The sequence below is a fragment of the Pseudoalteromonas sp. AWH4_217 genome, assembly GCF_056161105.1.
Genome location: NZ_JBSWYM010000006.1, coordinates 28,405 through 49,188, shown reverse-complemented (window position 1 = coordinate 49,188; position 20,784 = coordinate 28,405). Strand labels below are relative to the sequence as shown.

Sequence of the window (20,784 nt, the reverse complement as noted above, 5' to 3'; positions counted from 1 at the left end):
ACAAAAATCGCATCTTCCAGCCCGAACCTTAGATATTACCCTAAGTCTTTAGTCCTAGTTTGGGGCCTGGTACTTTACGATAAAGCGTTGCAGCATTGTCCAGTAACTGCCACCGATCACTGGTGTCCAGATAATCGAGATTTTCAAGCCGCCCCAATCCTAAAAAGCCACTATGGTGAAGGCTTTGATCAAACAAATCGACAACCCGCATTTTTAGAGTATTATCAAAATAAATCATCACATTACGGCAAAGTATCAACTGCATTTCTCCGAACACCCCATCGCAGACCAAATTATGATTGGCAAACACGATATTTCGAGCCAGCTCCATTCGAATCTTGCTGCTGTGGTACTGAGTCGAAAAGTACTCATGAAATGGCGTATCTTGTGATATGGCCAGCTGATTATAGTTTTGTTCTCCCTGCTGCATGATTTCTTCAGTAAAAATACCTACTTTAGCTTTTTCCAAGATACGGTCATTAAAGTCGGTCGCATAGATTTTTGCCCTGTCATATAGGCCATGTGCCTTTAGCAATATAGCAAGAGAATATACTTCCTCACCCGTGGCACAGCCGGCATGCCAAATTTTAAAGTAAGGGAAAGTCTCTAATACGGGGAGTACATGTTGCTCCAAAGACTGAAAAAAGACAGGATCTCGGAAAAACTCCGTCACACTGACCGACAGCTCCTGAATCAGTTTGTGCATGTACCCTTTTTCATATAACACTTTGGGGATTAAGTGAGAAAAATAGGGCACGTCGTCCATGAGCATACAGTTTTGCAGTCGCCGGATCAGCGTACTGCGAGCATACTGTGAAAAATCGTAGCCACTGCGCTGGTATAGTACATCCAGCAGAATGTCGACTTCTAACAGTTGCTCTGGGGTTAGCCTTCTCTCAGGATCTTTGCCCTGCGTGAGGTTAATGGAGTCTGTCACTTGCATTTTGCGTTTCGTATAGCCAGATTTTCATCATAGAAATCAATACATTGATATCAACCGGCTTAGCAAGGTAATCACTGGCTCCGGCCTCAAGACATTTCTGTTTGTCCTCGCTCATCGCCTTGGCGGTTAATGCGATAATGGGGAGGTTCTGGGAAATATCTGCACGAATGTGCCGCATGGCTTCAAAGCCATCCATTACGGGCATCATAATATCCATCAGGACCAGGTCAAATTGTTCACTTTGTTGTAGCTTTTCCAGAGCCAGTTGACCATTGTCTGCCATGGTCACGGTCAGGCCTTGCTCTTTCAACAGCTTGGATAAGGCATAGGTGTTTCGCAGATCATCATCGACCAGAAGTACATGAAAACCTGATAAATCAACGGGCTGGCTGATAATATCATTTTGCTTTGAGGCTATCACACTGGGTGGCAACTGCTGCTCTACTGAGTGTAAAAAGAGCTCGACTTCATCTTGCAAGCGCACCGGCGCGTGATCGGTTTTCAGTACAATTTTATCCGTAAAGCGCAACAATTGATGGTACTCATCCCGACTTAAATCTTGTGCGGTATAGACTATAATTGGCGGCAGTGTCAGGCCCGATTCGGCATCCATTCTTTCAAGCAATTCAAAACCCGATATATCCGGCAGATTCAAATCTACAATACAGCAGTCTATCTGATGTTGTTTCAGCACCAGCATGGCTGTGCCGCCATCATTGGCAACATGTAGCTCTAATCCTTTTTGCTGCAAAACCTGCTTAATCACTTTACAGGCATCGGTATCATCTTCTACTAAGAGCAAATGCTTAATGTGTTTTTGCAACAAGACCTCGAACTTTGCAAAAACTTGTTCCATTTGCTCTAACGACACGGGCTTGGTTAAAAAGTCGATGGCACCTTTTTGCAATGCTTTTGGGTCTTTATTTTTGCCCGAAACAATATGTACCGGGATTTGGCGCGTTTTAGGCTGCGACTTTAAGGTGTCCAATAACATCATGCCATCCATATCCGGCAGTCCGATATCCAATATCACCGCGCTGGGCAGCGCTTGCTGTATCATGTTCAGTGCCTGCTCAGCTTGCGAACACACTAGCGGGTCAAACTGATGTTTGCGGGCAATATCAGATAAAATACTGGCAAATTGACTGTCATCTTCCACAATCAAAACTGTACTATTGCGTTCGGGGGCTGATGCGGGTCTGACATCTGTGGTGACCATAACATCAGCACTTAAAGATTGCCGCTCAGCCAGCAGTGCATCATCATGCGCTTTCACAAAGTCGTTTTGCTGAGCGACCTGGTTTGCTGGTAAATCCGGTTGAGACTGTGGCTCACCCTGCTCTTCATGATCGGGTTGTTTATGGCGCGGAATATACAAAGAAAAGGTACTGCCCTTATTCACCTCGCTGACCAACTGGATCTCTCCGCCCAGTAACAGGCTGAACTCTCTCGAAATGGTCAATCCCAAGCCTGTACCTCCAAAAGCCCGACTGGTTGACCCATCTGCTTGCTGGAAAGCTTCAAAAATCGCTTTTTGCATGCCTTGCTCGATTCCAATGCCCGTATCTCTCACTACAAAGCTCAGACAGTTATCCGGCGTCAATGTTGAATTATTAAACTGAACGTCGCCGGCAGCGGGTTCTATACACAGCTCCACAAAACCTTGTTCCGTAAACTTGAAGGCATTGGACAGTAGGTTTCGAAGTACCTGTTCCAGTCTCAGCTCGTCTGTTTCTATGTCCTTCGGCGACAGCGCAGAAACCGTGATTTTAAACTCAAGATTTTTTTCTTTTGCAACCGGGTCAAACTGTCTTTTTAGTCGGGCTACAAAACTGTGTAAATCAACTCGGTCCGAAATCAATTTAAGTTTACCCGCCTCGACTTTTGACAGATCCAGGATCTCATTAATTAAGGTCAGCAAAGACTGGCCACCGTTATAGATCACCTCAATGTCCTCAAGCTGATCTTGGGTTAAATTACCTTCTGAGTTCCGGGCTAAAGACTGTGACAGTAATAGTAAGCTATTGAGCGGCGTTCTCAATTCGTGAGACATGTTGGCCAGAAACTCAGATTTGTATTTGCTCGATACGGCCAGTTGTTCAGCACGATGTTGCAACTCAATTCGGGCATTTTCAATTTCAATTTTTTGCTTTTGCAAGGTGTCTGTACGCTCTGTAAGCTCAGTATTGGTTTGGGTAAGCTGGCTTCTTTGTTCTCTGAGCTCTTCTTCCGAGCGCTTGAGCTCCTGTGTTTGCTGCTCCAGCTCCTCATTGGCGGCTTTAAGGTCTTGCTGCTGAGATTCAAGCTCTTCCGCTTGTTGTTGCGACTCTTCCAGCAGCTCTTGCAATCGCCCCCGAGATTGAGCGGATGTAAGCGCCTGAGCCTGTTTATCTGCGCTTTGCTCGAGCCACTCTATATCTATAGCTTTGAAAGGTTTAGTGTTCCCGAGTAAAAGTACCCCCAAAACGGCGCCATTTTGTAATCTGTCGACCAGGGGGACCGCGACAATGAATTTAGCCGCAGAGTGACCGAGCCCGGATTCAATCTCAAGCGGTATATGATCAGCGGGTAAATCAGAAAAGCACATCACCTTGCCTTCTAACACCGCCTGACCAGCTAAACCTTCACCAGCCATAAACTCGTTGCTCGCAGAATTGCGATGTTTATATGCAAAACTACTGACAAGCTTAAAACCGCCCCCCTCTTTTGCGTACAATACGCCGACCTCAGCCCCGGTATGTTTGGTGCAAAAATCCACTGAAGCCTGATAAATATCTGTAACGGTCCGAGCGCCAGTCAACAAGTCAGAGAACTCAGATAACCCCGCTTTTAACCAACTCTGCGACTCTAGCTCCAGTTTGCTCTCTCTTAATTTCTTGGTCATCGAGTGAAGCGCTTTGCCCAGCTGGTCTTGCTCCCCTTTGGGCACAAAGTCTGCCTGGTAGTCGCCGTTTTCTATTAACTTCACATGTTGCGTGATTGCTCTGAGTGTTTCTGTCATACGTGACAAAGATTTTGACAACCGAACAATTTCAATGCTGCCTTGGAGCTGAACATTGGTGCTAAAGTCACCATCAGCGACTTGCTCTGCAACTTCAATAGACTGGCTGACTGATTGCCCTATCTGCTTATTGATTAGGTATGCGATGAAAGTTGTAATCAATGCTGCCAGCACGAGCGCAATGACAGAGAACAAAGACAACTCAGCTAAACTGTGTTGATTAGACATGAGGCTGTTGTCGGCAAGTCGTTGCTGGGCTATCTCTATTTCTATCAGCTGATTTTTGAGTGCGCGCGTTAACGGACCTAACTGCTCTTGCCAGATACTTTCAGCCTGATCCCAATTAGTGCTCCGCCTGAACTCGAACATGTCTCTTACCAACCCCCAGTATTCGACACGTAGGCGTGTAATTTTCTGAAATTGCATTATTTGTTGTTCATCCAGCAATGCCTGTTGCTGCTGAACGCTTAACCAGGCATCTTCATGCCACGAGTGATATTCCTCAAAGTCCCTGAAATAGGACTCCTGATTACTGAGTAAAAATGCTTTTGCAGCGCTCATTGCACTCGCGAAGCTGGCCCTAAAGTCGGCCAGGTGTTTAAGAAGCTGCTTGCGCTGCTCTCCTCCAGCGAGTTCTTCTTCTCGCTCTATCAACAAGGTTACCGCATTTTGGATCCGCTCAGCTCTGGGCATTGCCTGATTGAACAGAATTTGTAGCCCAGGAAAGTTCTCTTCGGTTTGAGCCACAGCTTCTATTTTCTGCTGCACTAACCTGGCTTCGCCCAGTTTTGCTTCCAGTCTTACAACCTGATCACGATTCAAAGCAGATAAAGATAGCCGCTTTATCTTGAAAAGAGATTCGTCGATGTTTTGCCAGGCCTCGCGCCTTCCTTGCAGGTGCTGCTGACCACCACCTGCCATCCAGGATTTCAGCTCGAGTTTAGAGTCCTCAAAATTCGATCTCAGCGCCTGCATATGCTTAACACTGGCCAGTTCATTGCCACTAAAGTGAGTGCTGCTGCGCTCCAGCTCAGCAAGCTGAAAAAGTGCCGCAATAACAATTGCAGCGGGGATCAAAAAGGCGAGTACAAACCCCGCACTAATGCGCGTACTTAACGTATTTAACTCCATTATTCCTTCTCTCTGTAAAGCGCCAGTCCATTTATTCTGGAAGTGTTCACTCAGAGTATAGTCATGCAGCCAAAAGTTGGGGCAATTTTCTGCCTAAAATTCACCCGATTGATGAGAGAGAAAATTCTAATTTGAGCCACTCAAATAAAGCCACCATTTCTGGCCGGAGCCATTGGCATTTGGGGGCTACCAGATGGTAAGAAAATGCCAACTTGATTGGTTCAACCGGGAGTTGCTCTAACTCTCGACGATTCAGGGCATGATGTACAATGTGGTGCCAACCCAGGGCCATACCCTGACCATGTTTGGCCGCCCCTATCGCCAGACCCACATGGCTGAAGGTGTTAACACGCGGCACCCGAGCGTCTGATGGGTTAAAGCGATTCAGCCATGCTTCCCAACCAAGATTTGCTGGCGCATCCTCGACCCCACCACGATAAGCCAGTAAGGGCACTTGCCCAATCCAGTCTCTGACCGAAGACAAATGAGGATATTGCTGGCGAAGCGTCGGTGAAATCACGGGATAGGTATACTCATCGGCCAGCCAGCGACTGTCCAAATTAGCAAACTCTCCCCGACCAAAGTGCAGATGACCATGAACCCGATTGCTGGCGAAATCGGCCAGCTGGTCCATTGCTATCAGCTCCAGTTGAATGGCGGGCAGTGCTGTGTATAAGCGACTGAGCCTGGGCAACAGCCAGTGTTCCAGTAATGAAGGGATCACCGCAAGAACGAGAGTCTGCCTGTCAGTTTGCGCCTTAAGTCTGGCCTGGCGGATCCCTGCGTTGATTTGTGCCAGTCCGTGATTGACATCCGCCTTTAGTAACTTGCCTGCAGGTGTCAATATTACGCCTTTGGATTTTCTGTAAAACAACTGCACATTGAGCTGATGCTCCAGTTGTTTCATTTGGTGGCTAATCGCGCTGGGGGTTTTGTGCAGGATCTGACCGGCTTTGGTGAAACTCAGCTCAGCTGCGACCACGGCAAAGCTTTGTAGTGCAGTCAGCGAAATATTTGCCTCAATCATGATGTGAATATACTTAACAACAGGTTGAGTTATTATCACTTTTACTCATAGCAAATCAACTCCATACTGATGTCAGTCATCAAAATCTGGAGCAATAAAATGTCCCAATATCATGCAACTATTCGTTGGCAGCTCAACCACAATGAGCGTTTTACTGAACAACAATACAGCCGCGCACACCACTGGCAATTGGGTGGCGGAGCGAAGCTCGCAGCTTCTGCATCACCACACATCGTGCCACAGCCATATTCAGTGCCTGAATATGCGGATCCGGAAGAAGCGTTTGTTGCCTCTTTATCTAGTTGTCATATGCTATTTTTCCTTCACCTGGCTGCAAAATCAGGCTTTGTGGTGGAAAGTTACGAAGATAGGGCTGTTGGCACCCTCAGTGAAGACAGCACGGGTAAAATGGCCATGACCCAGGTCATTCTGCGCCCCGAAGTAACTCTGGCCACACATAATACTCAAGACCAGATCAGCCTGAACATGTTACATCATCAGGCTCATGAGCTGTGCTTTATAGCCAACTCTGTTAAAACCGAGGTACTGGTTCAACCGGTGTAACCGGAAAAATGGATCGTCAGCGTAAATTGCTGCTCCGAATGCGAATGAGACTGTTCCCGCCAGCCAAAACATGCACATACGCGGGCAATAATTTGGGTACCTAACCCCTGACCGTGATGTGCTTGTTGTTGACCCACTCGATTGGAAAAGGTCATGCCACTATTATCCAGTGTTACAACGAGTGTGCCTTCACCATGTTGCAGTGCGTTTTTGCCCAGCTGCGTCAGGAGTAAGGTCAACAGACGCAGCTGAACTGGCTGGCTGACTGGCTCTGTTGGCAGATTCAGATCTATGCACAGACCTTGTTGCTGCCAAGTCTGTTGCCAGCGTATCAGAACCCCACCCAGTTCAGTTACTGTCAGACGTGCCTGATCGGCTCGGCACAGCAACAAAATAGCCTCACTCAGCAAAACCAGATCCTGACCTGCTTGTTCAAGCTGAGTTAATAAAGGTAAAGCATCTAAAGGCAGCTCATCCAGCTGCCCAAATCGTGCCAGCGTATTTTGGATCTGTGCCAGCGGCGTATTAAGTTCATGACTTAAAAAGGCGGAATACAGCCGCTCCTGTTGCTGGGCATAGTCTTGTGCGTAAGCATCAGTGGCAGCGAGAATAGACTGAGAAGCAAACTCCTCAAACTGGGTTAGGTTGCTATCCGGTGACTTCAAAGACGCAGTGAGTTGTTCAGACTCGCGCACAATACGTTGATGAGTAGGCCACCATATTAGGGCGGCAAGCACAAACAGCGCCAGCGTCAGGGCAATAAACACCACCAGCAGGCTGGGCGAATCCTGCCCGGCAATGCGATGCACAATGTACAGCGGTTCGGACGGCATCTCTGCATAGCGCAGAATATACACATAGTCTTCACCCAGTGTGAGCAACTGTGTGAATTCCCGAGTCTGTTCGTCAGGCCCCAACCCATGACGCTCAAAAGTACGCTGATAGTCTGTGGGTAGATCTTGCCAGAGACCCATGAACTTGCCGGTATCCTCATAAGGTAATTTTAGCTGGCCCGACAGCACCACCTCCAGATCCTGATAAAGATAATATTCTGACGTGCCATCCCAGGCATAGTGATAAACCTGACTGGCTACCCAAACCCAGATCAAAGAAAAGATGCTAAACAGCAATAACAATCGCCTGGCCAGATACCACCTGAGCGTTTTTTGCTTCATGACGCGGTTTCTCTCAATGCTACGCCCTGTCCCTTGAGCGTATGAATCACTGACACTTCATCCCCCTGGCTCAGATTATGTCTCAGCCTGGTTATCAATGACTTATACATATTGTTGTTGACTTCACTGTCCGGCCAGATATGGCGCAATATTTGGACTTTACTGACAGGAGCCGGAGCCTGCTCAGCCAGTAATGCGAGCAATTGCCATTGCTGGGGCGATAACACTATGGTGCGACTGCCTCGCCGGGCAATTTTTGCCGAAAAGTCGATATGCAGATCACCCAGCTCAAAGACCTGATTTTGTTTGCTTACTTTACCCGCTAGTAACTTGACTCGCACTGCCAGCTCCGGAAGCGCAAAGGGTTTGGTTAAATAATCGAGTGCCCCAGCCTCAAATGCAGCCAGCTTATCATCCAGTGCCGTTGCGGCAGTGCAGAATAATACCGGAGCGTCAAACCCCGCAAGTGTTTGTTGCAACAAACTCAATGCATTACCATCAGGCAATGCCATGTCCAGAACAATCGCATCGTATTTGTCAAAAGCGGCATTTTTGGCCGCAATCTCTTTTGCGCTGGCAAGCGTTGCGGCATAATCCACCTCAATCCCTTCTACGTTAAGAAAGTCGATGGTTTGCGCAGCCAGAACCGAGTCGTCTTCAACCAATAAGATCAGCATTTAACCTCTATACTGTTACCTTGTGGTTACCATGCTATTGATAGTGTATCGGCATCAACGAGGAGTCAACAATGCGAGTAACAAAGATGATCACCAGCAGCTTTCTGATAGCCGGTTTAGCCCTCAGTGGCTGTAACTCAGACAATCAAACAACGAGTCCAACTACGAAGCCGACAAGCACCCCGAATGTAGTGCAGACCAATGATATTAATAGCGCCACCATGGTCTTTACCAATGGACGAATATACACAGTGAATACTGAGCAACCATGGGCACAGGCCGTGGTGCTGCAAGACAATAAAATTGTCCTGGTTGGGAGCAATGAACAAGCTCAGCAGTATATCGGCGAAACCACACATCATATCGACTTGCAGGGCAAGATGATGCTACCCGGCTTCCATGATGTGCATATGCACCCGCTTGAGTCAGCCTCGGAGGCGACCCAGTTTACGGTGCCTGCCGCAGCAACCGCCGGTGAATACATAGACGAAGTAGCTTACGCAGCCAGCCAACATCCCACGGCTGCCTGGCTGATCGGCTATGGCCATGAGATATCAACGCTGCTGGAGATGTCTGATTCTCCGTTGGCAGTACTCGATGAAGCAGTGCCTGACCGCCCGGTGATCATTATGGAACAAACTTCTCACTCTATGTGGGTAAACAGTAAAGCACTGGCGCTTGCTGGCCTGTCTGCCAGAAGCATTGACCCTATTGGTGGGGTGCTGGGTCGCGATGAGCAAGGGGCGCTCAATGGTATTTTGTATGACAATGCGGGCAACCAGGTCATGGAGCTGGCCATGCAGTCACTTCCGGAAGCTGCACAGAGTGACTACCTGGGCCTGATTGAATACACCATGCCTGAGCTCAACAAGGCAGGCATCACCTCCATCAGTGACGCGCGCACCTACTGGCAGCGTGGTCATCTGGAAACCTGGCAGCGCGTTGCGAAGGAAGACAAATTGACACTGCGCGTCGCGCTGGGGCTATGGGCTTACCCACAAATGAACGATACCACCCAGTTGGCGAAACTTAAATCTTTGTACCAGAGTAACCCAGCCGAGCTGCTACAGGTTAACCAGGTCAAATTCTATATGGATGGTATTTTAGTCAATACCACAGCCGCGATGCATGAACCCTACCTGGAAAACTGGCTGGAACTGGATGGTAACCGGGGGCTGAATTACTTTTCTCAGGCACGACTTGAAAAGTACATCAAAGCGCTGGAACCAACGGGCTTTGACTTTAACATCCACGGTATTGGTGACCGTGGTATTCATGAAGCGTTGAACGCCATTGAAAAAGCTTCAAATGGACAAGCCCGCCACAGAATTACCCATCTGGAGGTCATTGACCCTGCTGATTTACCACGCTTTGACAAGCTGGGGGTGATTGCCGATGCACAAGTTGCCGGCGACTTTACAGATCCGAGCCACTGGCCCGACACCATCCCCTTAATTGGGGCGGAGCGGGCGCAGGATTTGGTGCCTATTCGCAGCCTGGTTGACAACAAAGCCACGCTCACCTTATCAAGCGACTGGAATGTCAGCCCGTTTAATCCGTTCATCGGATTAAGCAATGCGGTTTCTCGTCAGCCGCAGGCCATTACGCTGGCACAGGCGATAGAAGCCTACACGCTTAACAGCGCCTATGCCATGCGCCAGGAGCAACGTGTCGGTAGCATTGAAGCCGGTAAACTGGCAGATCTGGTGGTCATTGACCGGGATTTATTTGAAGCCACGGCCACACAGATCCGCAATGCCCAGGTAGTCATGACACTACTCGATGGCGAAATTGTTTATCAGCGTTAGGCCATATTGGGGCTACGGTTAGCCCCTTTTTTAATTTTCCAGGGGGCTAACTGTTGGCTCAACCGGCGCAGGTAAAGGCAATGCCCGGCCTGCTCGCGACTCATCCGCCAGGACCGCACGCACGGCATTTACGGCATCAAAGTCCAGTTTCGGGTGATAGTTTACCCAGCGGCCATTAATCAGTGCCTCCAGTTTAAACCCTGGTAATTCACTAAACAGGTTAAGTGTACCGTCATCACGCCGGTTTGCAGCCACGGTAGGAATACGGAAAAAGCGCCCCTGATGTGTCAGCTTGGGGAGTTCCCGATAGCCTAACAAGGCCACAAAACGTTGCCAGTCCTGTTCACGCAACTGCCGGTTTTTAGCCTTAAAGTAGCCACTTTTATCATCAAAAACCCGACCACTCTGATAAGGTACAGCCCAGGCAGGCTTATGCCAGGCACGTTCGGCCAGAGCCAGCAGACGCGGGTACAACATGTATTCGGCTTGTAAATCGTCCCGGATCATCTCACTCCACAGATGTCCTTGCATGCCAATATAACCGGCGCCTTGTACAAGACCTGATTCTTTGTCATCTGCACTATAAGTATGCGAAAGCACGTCACGCCAGAACTCTGCATGAATCGGCAAATTATCAGGCATAAACTCAAACACTTTACGAGTATCTAGCGCTCGGCTCGCCCAATGATTGCCGCGTTCGTGGGGGTGAGACTGGTATGGAAAATCAAAATAAGTGACATCCGACAGTGACAACACAACATCCCAACCCAGGTTAGCCTGTTGATGGGCAACCTTGTGGCCTTGCTCACTGAGCGTGCTCCAGACATTACTTTGCACACGCTTTGGCATCTTCTTGGGGTCCACATCGCTCAGACCATCACTCCAGCCCGCTACTGTGATCCCTTTTTCGGCCACCATAGCAGCGACTTTCTCTATGAAATAGCCGTTCATTGAGGTAATGGTTTGTTCCTTATTCAAGGCCTGACACGCTGGAGATTCCAGCCAGGCGCCGGCAGTTTCGTCGGCACCTATATGGTAGGTTTTCAACGGCACTCCCGCCATCTCATGCATACGCTGAAGTTCTGTCAGTACCTTGTCAATAAATCGATAGGTGGCGGGTAAACACACATTTAGCGTGTTGTCATGGTAATGCTGAATAGATGAGTACGTCGTGGTGTCGGCGTCTTCCACCAGACGATATTTATTGGCCGCTTCCGCTTTACCCTTGGCCATCAGAGAGCGGTAGCGTGCTTCCATGGATGCGATGGCGGCCCGAGAGTGACCAGGCATATCCAAAGAGGGAATAACCTCTATGTGGTGCGCCTGTGCAAAGCGCAAAATATCGCTATAATCCTGCTGAGAGTAATGCCCATTTCGCGGCGCCCCCGTGCCCGTTCCTGCGCCCAATTGTGGTAACAAACAACGCGTTTCACTGAGATCAAGGCACCGTAATCCGCCAACTTTTGTCAACTCAGGCAGACCTGCAATAGCCAGCCGCCAGCCCTCATCATCAGCCAGATGCAAGTGCAGCTTATTCAGTTTATACGCGCCCATCTGCACTATGGTATCCAGTATAAATTGCTTGGAGCGGAAATTACGAGCGCTGTCGATATGCAGCCCCCGAAACGCATAACGGGGCGAATCCTCGATGGATACACTGGGGATAGTCAGTGTTTTCAGGTCCATTAATCCTATTAACGTTTGCACGCCATAGAAGGCTCCCGCGGCACTGGACGCCCTAATGCCTATGGCGTGGGTGGAACTGTTCAGTTGGTAACCCTCTCGTTCAATTGACAATGAGGGATCGACAGTGACTCTGACCGGCAGCCCCTCTTTGGTCTGCTTAACGCCCAGTTGAGCAAGTCGTTTACCGGCCATTTCCAGCTGTGCCAGATTAACACCTGCCAATTCAAAGTGAACGCCTTTGTCCAGCATAATCCGTCCCTGAGACACCACCTTCAGCTGTCTGGGCATGGGAATGACACCCTGCGGTGCATGGGTAAACTCAGGCACCGACTGGTGCTGCGCAAGATAGGCCGAGCCCATCCAGGGAGTCTGATCTTTATCGCTCACCCGTAATTGATTATAGGAGTCGAACGGCGCAAGGTAAGGCTGCTGTTCCAGCAAAGTATGCTCATCACGAACCGGCCGCGTACTGGCAATCACTCTGGGGGTCAGATTGTGCGATTGGTCCGCCAAAATATAGTTGGGCATAAACTCAGAGCGCGTGATCTGTGAGTTTTGCGTATAAAAACGCACTATATGCTCATCACCCGATGAAAATCCACGAAACGCAGCTGTGGGTGTCAGACGATGTAGGTCACCATTTAAGTGCTCAATCTTAAACAATGCCGACTCAACCTGGTATATGGGCATCAGCTGACTGAAATAAATAGCCCAATCAGACCCCGGATAACGTACCCGTGAGCGCAATCTTAGCTCAGATAAATAACACTGTTTAGCAGGTTCCGGACAGTGTTTTGGCATCGAGTCAATGAGGTGGTAACGGACCTGGAGTGTATCCGCAATTTCATTCAACTGTCCTTGCGTCATTGCCAGAGCCGCCGGGGCACTCAACAGCGCCATAAACAGGCAAGCTAACTTCTTCATATTCCCTCCGAAAGCTGTTGCTGAAACAACTTATATGCACCACGCAGTGCTGCGTGCTCTAATGTACCGGCGGCTATTTCCAGTCGTTTAAACAACGCCGGATGTGTTTGCCTGGCCAGACTTTGCCACATAGCACGTTCAAATAAGCCATACGACTGACTAACAGAGCCACCCAGTACTATTTTGTCCGGATCAAAGGCCAACAAAGTTTGCGCCAACGCATATCCCAGGTGGCTTCCAAATTCATCAAACAGAGATTGCGCATAGCGATCTCCTTGTTGTGCAAGCAATGCCTGCTCAGCGCCATTCGTCCCGCGCTTCAGAAAAAACTGCCCACTGGTGTAATGCTCCAGTATCCCGTCTCGATATGGAAAACTGCCAAACTCCCCCGCGGCGCAATGCCTGCCGCTGTAAAGGCGACCATCAAAAACAAGCCCGGCACCGAGCCCGGTTCCCAGGCACACGCCCAACAGATTAGGAACAGGTGTATGCAAGCCAGTGCCCGACAGATAGTGATGACCATAACAATATTCACCCATAGTAAAACAGTTAACATCATTGTTAACAACTACAGGAAGAGAAAAATACGCATTTAATTGAGCAGCCAGAGGTACATCCTGCCAGGCAGGTATATTTACGGTCTCCAGCACAGTGCCACTGCTGAGATCAACCATGCCGGGAACACCAATCGCTATACCACAACACTGTGCAGTCAACTGCTCTGCAACAATTCCTGTGATAAAGTCACTGACCTGTGACTTGGTTGCTGTGGCAGGCACACTATAGCGACGGGCATCATAAACACCCTGCTCATCAACCCGGGCAACCTGTGCCTTGGTTCCACCCAGGTCAACACTGACTATCATACTCATTGGTTTGCCACTTCCTGTTGCTCAGTTGAAAGGGCTTTCTTTCGCCAGAGAGGTTTAATGGTGTGGTTTTTCACGATAGGTTTTGCCCACCATGCAATCCAGGCAATATATCCCAGTGGCAACAACAAAATAAAACATGCCAGTTGCAACGAACCACTCAGCTGAGTCAGAATACCAATCAAGGGGGAGGCCAGCGCACCACCCACTATCCCCGTGCATAACACACCAGAGACAGTGCCATGACCACTTGGCACAGAGTTCAATGCCAAAGAGAACAGTACTGACCACATCACAGACAAAAAGAATCCGGACAACGGAAATGCGAGCAATGCGGTCTGCGCACTGCCTGTCAGAGCCACAACCAGGCTCATCGCCGCCCCCAGGCAAAACAACATAAGCACCAGTTTTGCATCAAGTAGTTTCAGTAGCAGTAAACCCAGCACACACCCCAGCGTCAGCATCATCCAGAAGCGGCTGATCACTTGTGCGCTCTGAGCTGTCTCTATTTGATGATAGGTCTGCAAAAACACCGAAATAGAGTTGGCGATGCCCTGCTCCAATGCCACATACGCCACAATGGCAAAAAAGAACCGTACTACAACAGGGTCACGAAAATACACCATACAAGCCTTTACACTCAGCTTTTCCTCATCACTGCGTTCAACTGCCTGCAACCTGACCAGACTAATCCAGATCAGCATCACCACACTTAACAGTGCAAACAACCAGTACATGCTGAGCCAAGGCATGGATGAAGGGATCCAGCTGAAATCAGCAGGAGACGCCTGTATTTGAGTGGCGAGCGTGACGTACACCCAAGGCGACAGACTCGCAGCTGCACCAAACAGTAGCTGAGCCAGTACAGAGAACACAGCAAAGTGCGCGCTGCCGCCGCTGCGCCTAAGCAAGGGGTTAATAGCAACCTGCAACATTGCCATCGCGGTGCCAATCAAAAATAGCGCCAGCATAGCGACTAAAAACACGGGTGCTACTGCAAATAACAGCGCACCGGAACCGGCCAGCACAAATGCTCCAAGCATAACGCGCTTCTCTCCAAAGCGCTGAACCAGCAATCCAGCAGGAATGGACATCACCCCATAGGCGATGAAAAATGCAAAAGGAAATAAACCGGCCAGAGTCAAACCTATGTTAAAGCTGCTTATCAGCTGCGGAAATATAGGACCGAGAATATTGGTGAAAAAGGACACCATAAAGAAGGTCACCAGTACCAGGGCAACCACGACGTAATTGGGTTTCATGTGTCTTACCTTGTTATGAACTGAGAGATAAAAAGGCGGTGACTAGTTTGGAATCAGTTTGTGGGCAGACAAACTCAATGATCCAAGGGGATCCTGCTAAGGATAGCCACCGCCTTAACTCGTTGGTAAGACTAGTGTGCCGCCATTGCCAGCACTGTAGCGGCACAATTCAAACAATTGCTAATACTTTTCTAGTGCGGTTGATGACATTCAATGACGCTAAAAACGGGGTAACCATCAGTAAGCTTAGCCTTCTTATCAGACGAACCATATTGACCCATCAGAATGAAAAGCAAGACTAAACTATTATTCAACTTGCCATATGAAAAAGTTAATAAATTATACTCTTTAGGTTCTTTAATATGAGTGAAGCGCATTATCGACGTCAATCCGCGACTCATATAGTTCAGGTGTTGCCATTTTTTCATTCGACAACGATGGGGGTTGGTAAGTTTCTGAGTTTTAAAAATATATTGAGTGAGAAAAAATCATCAAGACATTGTCGTAGAAGCATGTTCACAGTGCATTTAATTGATACAGCCGGAAAGAAAAGGCCTGAACTACCTACTCAGGCCCGAGGGAGAATTACCAGCGACCGCGTACACCCAGTGTCAGACGACGCTCGTAGACATTTTGTGAAATACGGTTGTCTTTCCATTGTGCGTAGTTGGATTCGTATTCCTCTGTCAGGTTACTGCCCGACATGTAAACAGTCAGATAATCAGTCACATCATAGCTGGCTGAAACATCAATGTAGGTGGTTGGTTCAGTCCAGATGGCGGTATCGCCCATACCACCAGTGGTGGTAACCTGAGCCAGGCGCTTAGAGCGATGGTTTGCAGCTAAACGGAACTGGAAGCCATCTTTTTCATACCAAAGTACAGCATTAGAAGACTCTTTAGAGTTATCTTGTAATGGTAACGCTTCACCATAGAAATCCACCCTGCCACTTTCACTGTCTGAATAGGTATAGTTGAATGCCGCGCCGAACCCGCTCCAGAACCCTGGCAGGAAGTCAAATGCCTGTTGGTAAGTGAATTCAGCACCATTCATCGTACCACCCTGGCCATTTACCTGACCGGTGACACTCACTTCACGACGTACAACTCCATCCGCATCGGCCAATGGCATTGTCCAGGTGCTGGTTTCAATGAAGGATTTCAGCTGAATGTTGAACACACCAATGCTCACCAATGCACTTGGAGAGAAGTACCACTCTAATGCCACATCGGTATTTGTTGCTCGCCAGGGTTCAAGCTCGGGGTTACCCTGCATGGTCGCGTTCGTTGCAATCAACAAGTCTGGCGAAATACCTTCACGTGCAGCCAGATCGTCGCCAGCACGTGAGCGACTGACCTGCAATCCACCTGCAATCGCGCTCAGGTCAAGGCGTGTCATGGTTTTGCCCCAGGCAGAGCGGAAGATGACGTCATCACTCAGATTAACCGCCAGGTTTAATGACGGCAGGAAGTCACTGAATGACTTGCTGGTATTAATATCACCGGCATCTGCAGCCACAGAGCCCGGACAGTTAACACAGATAGAATCACCAATCACGTTTTGTAGTATATCCAGATCCGTTTTAATGTACTGGAAACCCACGTTTGCGGTGTAGAGGTCAGTGGAGAAATCTGCGCGCCAGTAGAGCGTTTGTGTCTCTTCTTCAACTTCATAGGTGCTGCCTGGTACGCCGCCTTTCTTGTTGCCCGGATAAAGCTGATTCTGGAACGCAAACGGATCATCCAGCTGACGGGGATCAATGAAGAAATAGCTGCCACCATTCACCGGACCAAAGTCAGAGACTTGCTGGATCCAGCCTTCAGGCAGTTTATCGAACGTATACGGAGTGTCATAACCCATGGTCAGGTCACCATCAGATGCACTTGGCACACCGCCGCTACCGTCAGTATCAAATGCCGCCAGGCCCTGGTCTTTCCACATAACATCGACACTGCCTTCACCAACTGGATTGCTAAATGGAGCCAGCAGCACATACTGCTCACGTGAAACATCACGGTTACCCAAGCGAGCACCAAAACTCATCTTGGTCAGTGAGCCCAGATCATCGAACAAGTACTCACCATCCAAACGGATGATATCCAGGCTGGCATCTTCATTGAAGTTGTTTTCGGAGTAAGTCGACACCACCGAGTAGCGATTCATATTAGAACCAAACACTTCGCCTTGCAGCTCACTGGGTGGAACCAGTACCGGATGATCGCCCTGATAATTCAGCCTGACCGGCACAGTGCCCGGACCATAACCTCCCGGGTTTACGGCAATCGGGCCGTTGCCTTCATTACGACGCAGATTATGCGCCAGACCACTGGTCATATAGCCCTGCGCAACGTTTTCAGTATGCATGCGCTCTGCATCCGCTGTAATAACACGCATCTTGCCCGAAAAGTTGCCGTCGCCTTTGTAAGTCAGCTCGAAATTGTAGTTGGTAGACTCACGCTCATTGGTATGACTTTCCGAATGCGCAACCACACGCGGTGCATGCAGGGTAATGTCCTGAGCCGTGTACAGGTTGTAACCGCCATCCGTTTTACCCCTGTCGATGGCATCATGCTGCTCTTGCCAGTCCCAGTGACCACCCCAGGCATTGTCGGCCATCAAGCCACGTTGGCGGTCTGCATCATCCATTTTTGTATAAAAAACGTCTGCGCTCAGTTCAAAGTTGTTACTGAGCTGCGCCTGGAAACTCAAACTACCACCGGTACGCTCACGCTCAGTAAACCTGTTAACCATCCCGTAACTCACATAAGTGAATTCTGCATCATCGGTATCCCCGTCACCATTGATATCACCTGCAGGACAATACCAACAACCGCCGTCCTCTTGCGGCGCATAACCCCAGCCGTGGTTGGTCGAACCAAAACGGTAGTTCGCCAGGTTCACTTCGTCTCTGGTCAGGGTTGCCAGCACCGCAAAACGATCTGCGTTATAGCCCGCTGCAATCATCGCTTTAGGGTCCGTTTCTTTTGAATAAGAGCCCCGTGATGCTTCAATCAATGCCGCACCGCTAAACCCTTGCTCCAAATCAAATGGCTTGCGCGTCTTAAGATCAACCGTACCAGAAATCCCCCCTGCGAGCGTATCTGCGGTAGGCGATTTCATTACATCCATCGCACCAACAAGGCTAGACGGAATATCCGTAAAATCAGGCTGTACTGTGGTCAGTGAGCCTGCACTTAGAAACTGCTCGCCATTAAGTAGCGTTGTAACCTGTGGCATACCCCGGACGTTAATCGTCGAGCCTTCACCAGCGCTACGACGGATCTGAATACCCGGAACCCGTTGTAGTGAATCAGCAATGGTGACGTCGGGAAGCTTACCAATGTCTTCCGCAGTGATAGAGTCGACTACTCCATCGGCAAAGCGTTTTGTGTTCAGGCTTTTTTCTGTCGAAGCGCGGATCCCTCGAACTTCAATGACTTCAACAGACTCCTCTTGCTCAGCCTGAGCTGGCATGACAAAAGCGGTGCTCGAAATCACTGCGGCGGTTACCGCAAATGAAATACGAGACAATCTGAATGCTGCATTACAATGTTTCATCTCTTTCCTCTTATTCTATATTCTTAAGATGTACGTCTGACGAAATAATCACCAGGCACTTTCCCTATTTGAACAGGCTTGTACTTTATAAGTTTGCATTTTCAAACCCATATCGGTACAAACCTATCAGATAACAGCGCTGTCATTTTGTTTCTAGTACTTAGTAACGAACTAGGTACATGCATTATGCATGCTTTCCTCTAACCTTTGTTAATAAACTGTACCTTTTTAAGCGTAATGCATAGAATAATATTACAAGATAAGTGAAATGCATCACCATTTAGAGACCAAGGCGTGAATATAACTGGATAGAGCAAATTATGACGTAAAAATATGTCTGTACAGCCATCAGTCGATTTATGTAAAGGAGTAATGCCATGAAAGCAATGTGTGAAAAAGTCATTCCGTCTCATAATTGTTCATGGCGATACTGCCTGTATCAGCTAGAAGAAATTCCTTTTAACTGGCACTATCATCCTGAATATGAAATTTGCCTGACTTTAAATAGCCAGGGAATGTGCCATATTGGCGATCATATCGCATCATATGGAGATCACGACCTGGTGTTAATGGGCCCGGAACTACCACACACCTGGCAGTCCCGTGACAATGCAGATGGCAGTAAACATATTGTGCATGTTGCGCAAATTCCGGCTCCCTGGTTACAGCAACAGCTGCAACAAAACCCTGAACTTCAGGGGTTACACACCTTGCTGGACCACGCCAAATGTGGTTTAAGTTTTGACACAGACACAGCTAAAAAAAGTGAAAAGCTGTTTCGGAAAATGCAAAATGCCACTCCGTTGGAGCGCTATATTTTACTCTTTCAACTTCTTAATCTGATGGCGGGCAGTCAATACCACACCCTTTCAACCATGGAATTCAGCTTTGCCAAGCAGCTGGACCCCGCCAAAGATAAGTTTGATCATGTGATCAATTACATCTATGACAATTACACCGAACCTCTAAGTGCCGAGCTTTTGGCCAGACAAGCCCATATGAGTACTAATCATTTTCACCGTTTCTTTAAAAAGCGCACCGAGTGCACGGTCACCGAATTCATCAACCAATTGAGGATTGCCAAAGCCTGTAAACTGCTACTCAAAACCAAAGCCCCAATCACAGTAATCAGTGATCAGTGTGGATTTAATAACTTGTCTAATTTTAACCGTCGCTTTCTGGCAATCAAGCAATGCACACCCAGTCAGTTTCGTGCACGAGTACAGCAAAAAGCACTGATATAAAAAACGGTTCAGGCTAAGGTAAGTTTGTGTTTCTATGATGAGCGCGAGCAAATAAAAATAACTAAGGATATACCTATGCCAGTTCTCTCGTCTCTTTCACTTGCCCCTTTGGTAATGGCGAGTGTCATTACTACCGAGGCAACACTGCCAGCTTGTCAGGATGGGCAAGCCTGTACAATGGCGGTTTATAGCGAGCGCACCCAACAATGGCAATTTGTAAACAAAGCGCGTGCAACTCAGGCCTACACGCCATTTTCAACCTATAAGATCCCCAACACCCTGATCTTGTTGGAAACAGATACCATCAAGCCCGGGCAAGGCTATCAGATAGATCATGCCAAGTATCCAGCCAAATCATGGTGGTTTGATGCCTGGCGCAAAGAGTCGATCACACCTGAAGAGGCATTTAAATACTCTGCATTACCCCTATATCAGACCTGGACAAACTTGCTTAGCAAACCCCTGATGCAACAGTATTTGGATGACTTTAACTATGGGAACCGCGACATCAGTGGTCCACACGATAAGTTCTGGCTGAACAGCAGTATAAAACTCAGTGCAGTAGAACAAGTCGAGTTTTTACGTCGATTGCAGTCGCATGCATTCAAACTAAAGCCCACTACCTACCAGGCGTTTAGTAAGATTTTCTTACAAGAGCAAACCGCAGACACAAAACTTTATGCCAAAACAGGGACCGGCCCGGTCACAAAAGGCAAGTATCTGGGGTGGTATGTGGGCATGATTGAAAACACTCAGGGACGTCATTACTTTGCTTTCAATATGGATGCTAAGACTTTTAAAGAAATGGCAGCAACGCGAGTCGAAATTGCTAAAGCGACGCTGCACGAGATGAAGATATTGTGAGCCCGCCGTGGCGTGTGATACTTGCACACACCACGGCATTTCGTCACAAGA

The 20,784-nt window shown here is 48.5% G+C and carries 13 protein-coding genes; 4 read left to right on the top strand and 9 right to left on the bottom strand.

The window, feature by feature from the left end; genetic code table 11:
• Positions 1 to 40: 40 nt before the first annotated feature.
• The 3 genes from ACXAH1_RS08560 to ACXAH1_RS08550 form a co-directional block, all read right to left on the bottom strand.
• Complete coding sequence (locus tag ACXAH1_RS08560; RefSeq protein ID WP_475195944.1) at positions 41 to 943, bottom strand: CheR family methyltransferase; 903 nt, start codon at positions 941 to 943, stop codon at positions 41 to 43.
• Positions 921 to 5,075 (bottom strand): response regulator, encoded by a 4,155-nt coding sequence (locus ACXAH1_RS08555; protein ID WP_475195942.1) that lies wholly within the window; start codon positions 5,073 to 5,075, stop codon positions 921 to 923. The genes ACXAH1_RS08560 and ACXAH1_RS08555 overlap by 23 nt, the downstream gene beginning before the upstream one ends.
• A gap of 100 nt (positions 5,076 to 5,175) precedes the next feature.
• Positions 5,176 to 6,141: a LysR family transcriptional regulator gene (locus tag ACXAH1_RS08550; protein WP_475195939.1), complete on the bottom strand. Its 966-nt coding sequence runs from the start codon at positions 6,139 to 6,141 to the stop codon at positions 5,176 to 5,178.
• Between the two features lie 60 nt (positions 6,142 to 6,201).
• Between ACXAH1_RS08550 and ACXAH1_RS08545 the strand changes: the two genes are divergently transcribed.
• A complete protein-coding gene (locus tag ACXAH1_RS08545) occupies positions 6,202 to 6,666 on the top strand; it encodes an OsmC family protein (RefSeq protein ID WP_475195937.1) in 465 nt (154 codons plus the stop codon).
• Here the strand turns inward: ACXAH1_RS08545 and ACXAH1_RS08540 are convergent.
• Both ACXAH1_RS08540 and ACXAH1_RS08535 read right to left on the bottom strand, forming a co-directional pair.
• Positions 6,654 to 7,841: a sensor histidine kinase gene (locus tag ACXAH1_RS08540; RefSeq protein ID WP_475195934.1), complete on the bottom strand. Its 1,188-nt coding sequence runs from the start codon at positions 7,839 to 7,841 to the stop codon at positions 6,654 to 6,656. The two genes, ACXAH1_RS08545 and ACXAH1_RS08540, sit on opposite strands and share 13 nt — an antisense overlap.
• Positions 7,838 to 8,518 (bottom strand): response regulator transcription factor, encoded by a 681-nt coding sequence (locus tag ACXAH1_RS08535; protein ID WP_475195932.1) that lies wholly within the window; start codon positions 8,516 to 8,518, stop codon positions 7,838 to 7,840. Before ACXAH1_RS08535 ends, ACXAH1_RS08540 begins: the two co-directional genes overlap by 4 nt.
• Positions 8,519 to 8,589: 71 nt before the next feature.
• Here ACXAH1_RS08535 and ACXAH1_RS08530 point away from each other — a divergent pair, with 71 nt between their 5' ends.
• Positions 8,590 to 10,326, top strand: coding sequence for an amidohydrolase (locus tag ACXAH1_RS08530; RefSeq protein WP_475195929.1), 1,737 nt, complete (start codon positions 8,590 to 8,592; stop codon positions 10,324 to 10,326).
• 30 nt (positions 10,327 to 10,356) lie between these two features.
• On the opposite strand, the gene ACXAH1_RS08525 is transcribed toward ACXAH1_RS08530, so the two are convergent.
• The 4 genes from ACXAH1_RS08525 to ACXAH1_RS08510 form a co-directional block, all read right to left on the bottom strand.
• A complete protein-coding gene (locus tag ACXAH1_RS08525) occupies positions 10,357 to 12,936 on the bottom strand; it encodes a family 20 glycosylhydrolase (RefSeq protein ID WP_475195924.1) in 2,580 nt (859 codons plus the stop codon).
• Complete coding sequence (locus ACXAH1_RS08520) at positions 12,933 to 13,808, bottom strand: ROK family protein (RefSeq protein ID WP_475195921.1); 876 nt, start codon at positions 13,806 to 13,808, stop codon at positions 12,933 to 12,935. Before ACXAH1_RS08520 ends, ACXAH1_RS08525 begins: the two co-directional genes overlap by 4 nt.
• Entirely contained in the window at positions 13,805 to 15,067 is a 1,263-nt protein-coding gene (locus ACXAH1_RS08515) for an MFS transporter (RefSeq protein WP_475195919.1), read from the bottom strand. Before ACXAH1_RS08515 ends, ACXAH1_RS08520 begins: the two co-directional genes overlap by 4 nt.
• A gap of 585 nt (positions 15,068 to 15,652) precedes the next feature.
• The gene (locus tag ACXAH1_RS08510; RefSeq protein ID WP_475195914.1) at positions 15,653 to 18,625 is read right to left on the bottom strand and encodes a TonB-dependent receptor; all 2,973 of its coding nucleotides are present in this window, start codon (positions 18,623 to 18,625) and stop codon (positions 15,653 to 15,655) included.
• 377 nt (positions 18,626 to 19,002) lie between these two features.
• Between ACXAH1_RS08510 and ACXAH1_RS08505 the strand changes: the two genes are divergently transcribed.
• The gene (locus ACXAH1_RS08505) at positions 19,003 to 19,869 is read left to right on the top strand and encodes a helix-turn-helix domain-containing protein (protein ID WP_475195912.1); all 867 of its coding nucleotides are present in this window, start codon (positions 19,003 to 19,005) and stop codon (positions 19,867 to 19,869) included.
• A gap of 75 nt (positions 19,870 to 19,944) precedes the next feature.
• Complete coding sequence (locus tag ACXAH1_RS08500; protein WP_475195905.1) at positions 19,945 to 20,733, top strand: penicillin-binding transpeptidase domain-containing protein; 789 nt, start codon at positions 19,945 to 19,947, stop codon at positions 20,731 to 20,733.
• The last annotated feature ends 51 nt before the right edge of the window (positions 20,734 to 20,784 follow it).

Coding starts and splice junctions, on each gene's coding strand:
- ACXAH1_RS08560 (WP_475195944.1), bottom strand. CDS start 943: ATGCAAGTGACAGACTCCATTAACCTCACGCAGGGCAAAGATCCTGAG.
- ACXAH1_RS08555 (WP_475195942.1), bottom strand. CDS start 5,075: ATGGAGTTAAATACGTTAAGTACGCGCATTAGTGCGGGGTTTGTACTC.
- ACXAH1_RS08545 (WP_475195937.1), top strand. CDS start 6,202: ATGTCCCAATATCATGCAACTATTCGTTGGCAGCTCAACCACAATGAG.
- ACXAH1_RS08540 (WP_475195934.1), bottom strand. CDS start 7,841: ATGAAGCAAAAAACGCTCAGGTGGTATCTGGCCAGGCGATTGTTATTG.
- ACXAH1_RS08535 (WP_475195932.1), bottom strand. CDS start 8,518: ATGCTGATCTTATTGGTTGAAGACGACTCGGTTCTGGCTGCGCAAACC.
- ACXAH1_RS08530 (WP_475195929.1), top strand. CDS start 8,590: ATGCGAGTAACAAAGATGATCACCAGCAGCTTTCTGATAGCCGGTTTA.
- ACXAH1_RS08525 (WP_475195924.1), bottom strand. CDS start 12,936: ATGAAGAAGTTAGCTTGCCTGTTTATGGCGCTGTTGAGTGCCCCGGCG.
- ACXAH1_RS08520 (WP_475195921.1), bottom strand. CDS start 13,808: ATGAGTATGATAGTCAGTGTTGACCTGGGTGGAACCAAGGCACAGGTT.
- ACXAH1_RS08515 (WP_475195919.1), bottom strand. CDS start 15,067: ATGAAACCCAATTACGTCGTGGTTGCCCTGGTACTGGTGACCTTCTTT.
- ACXAH1_RS08510 (WP_475195914.1), bottom strand. CDS start 18,625: ATGAAACATTGTAATGCAGCATTCAGATTGTCTCGTATTTCATTTGCG.
- ACXAH1_RS08505 (WP_475195912.1), top strand. CDS start 19,003: ATGAAAGCAATGTGTGAAAAAGTCATTCCGTCTCATAATTGTTCATGG.
- ACXAH1_RS08500 (WP_475195905.1), top strand. CDS start 19,945: ATGCCAGTTCTCTCGTCTCTTTCACTTGCCCCTTTGGTAATGGCGAGT.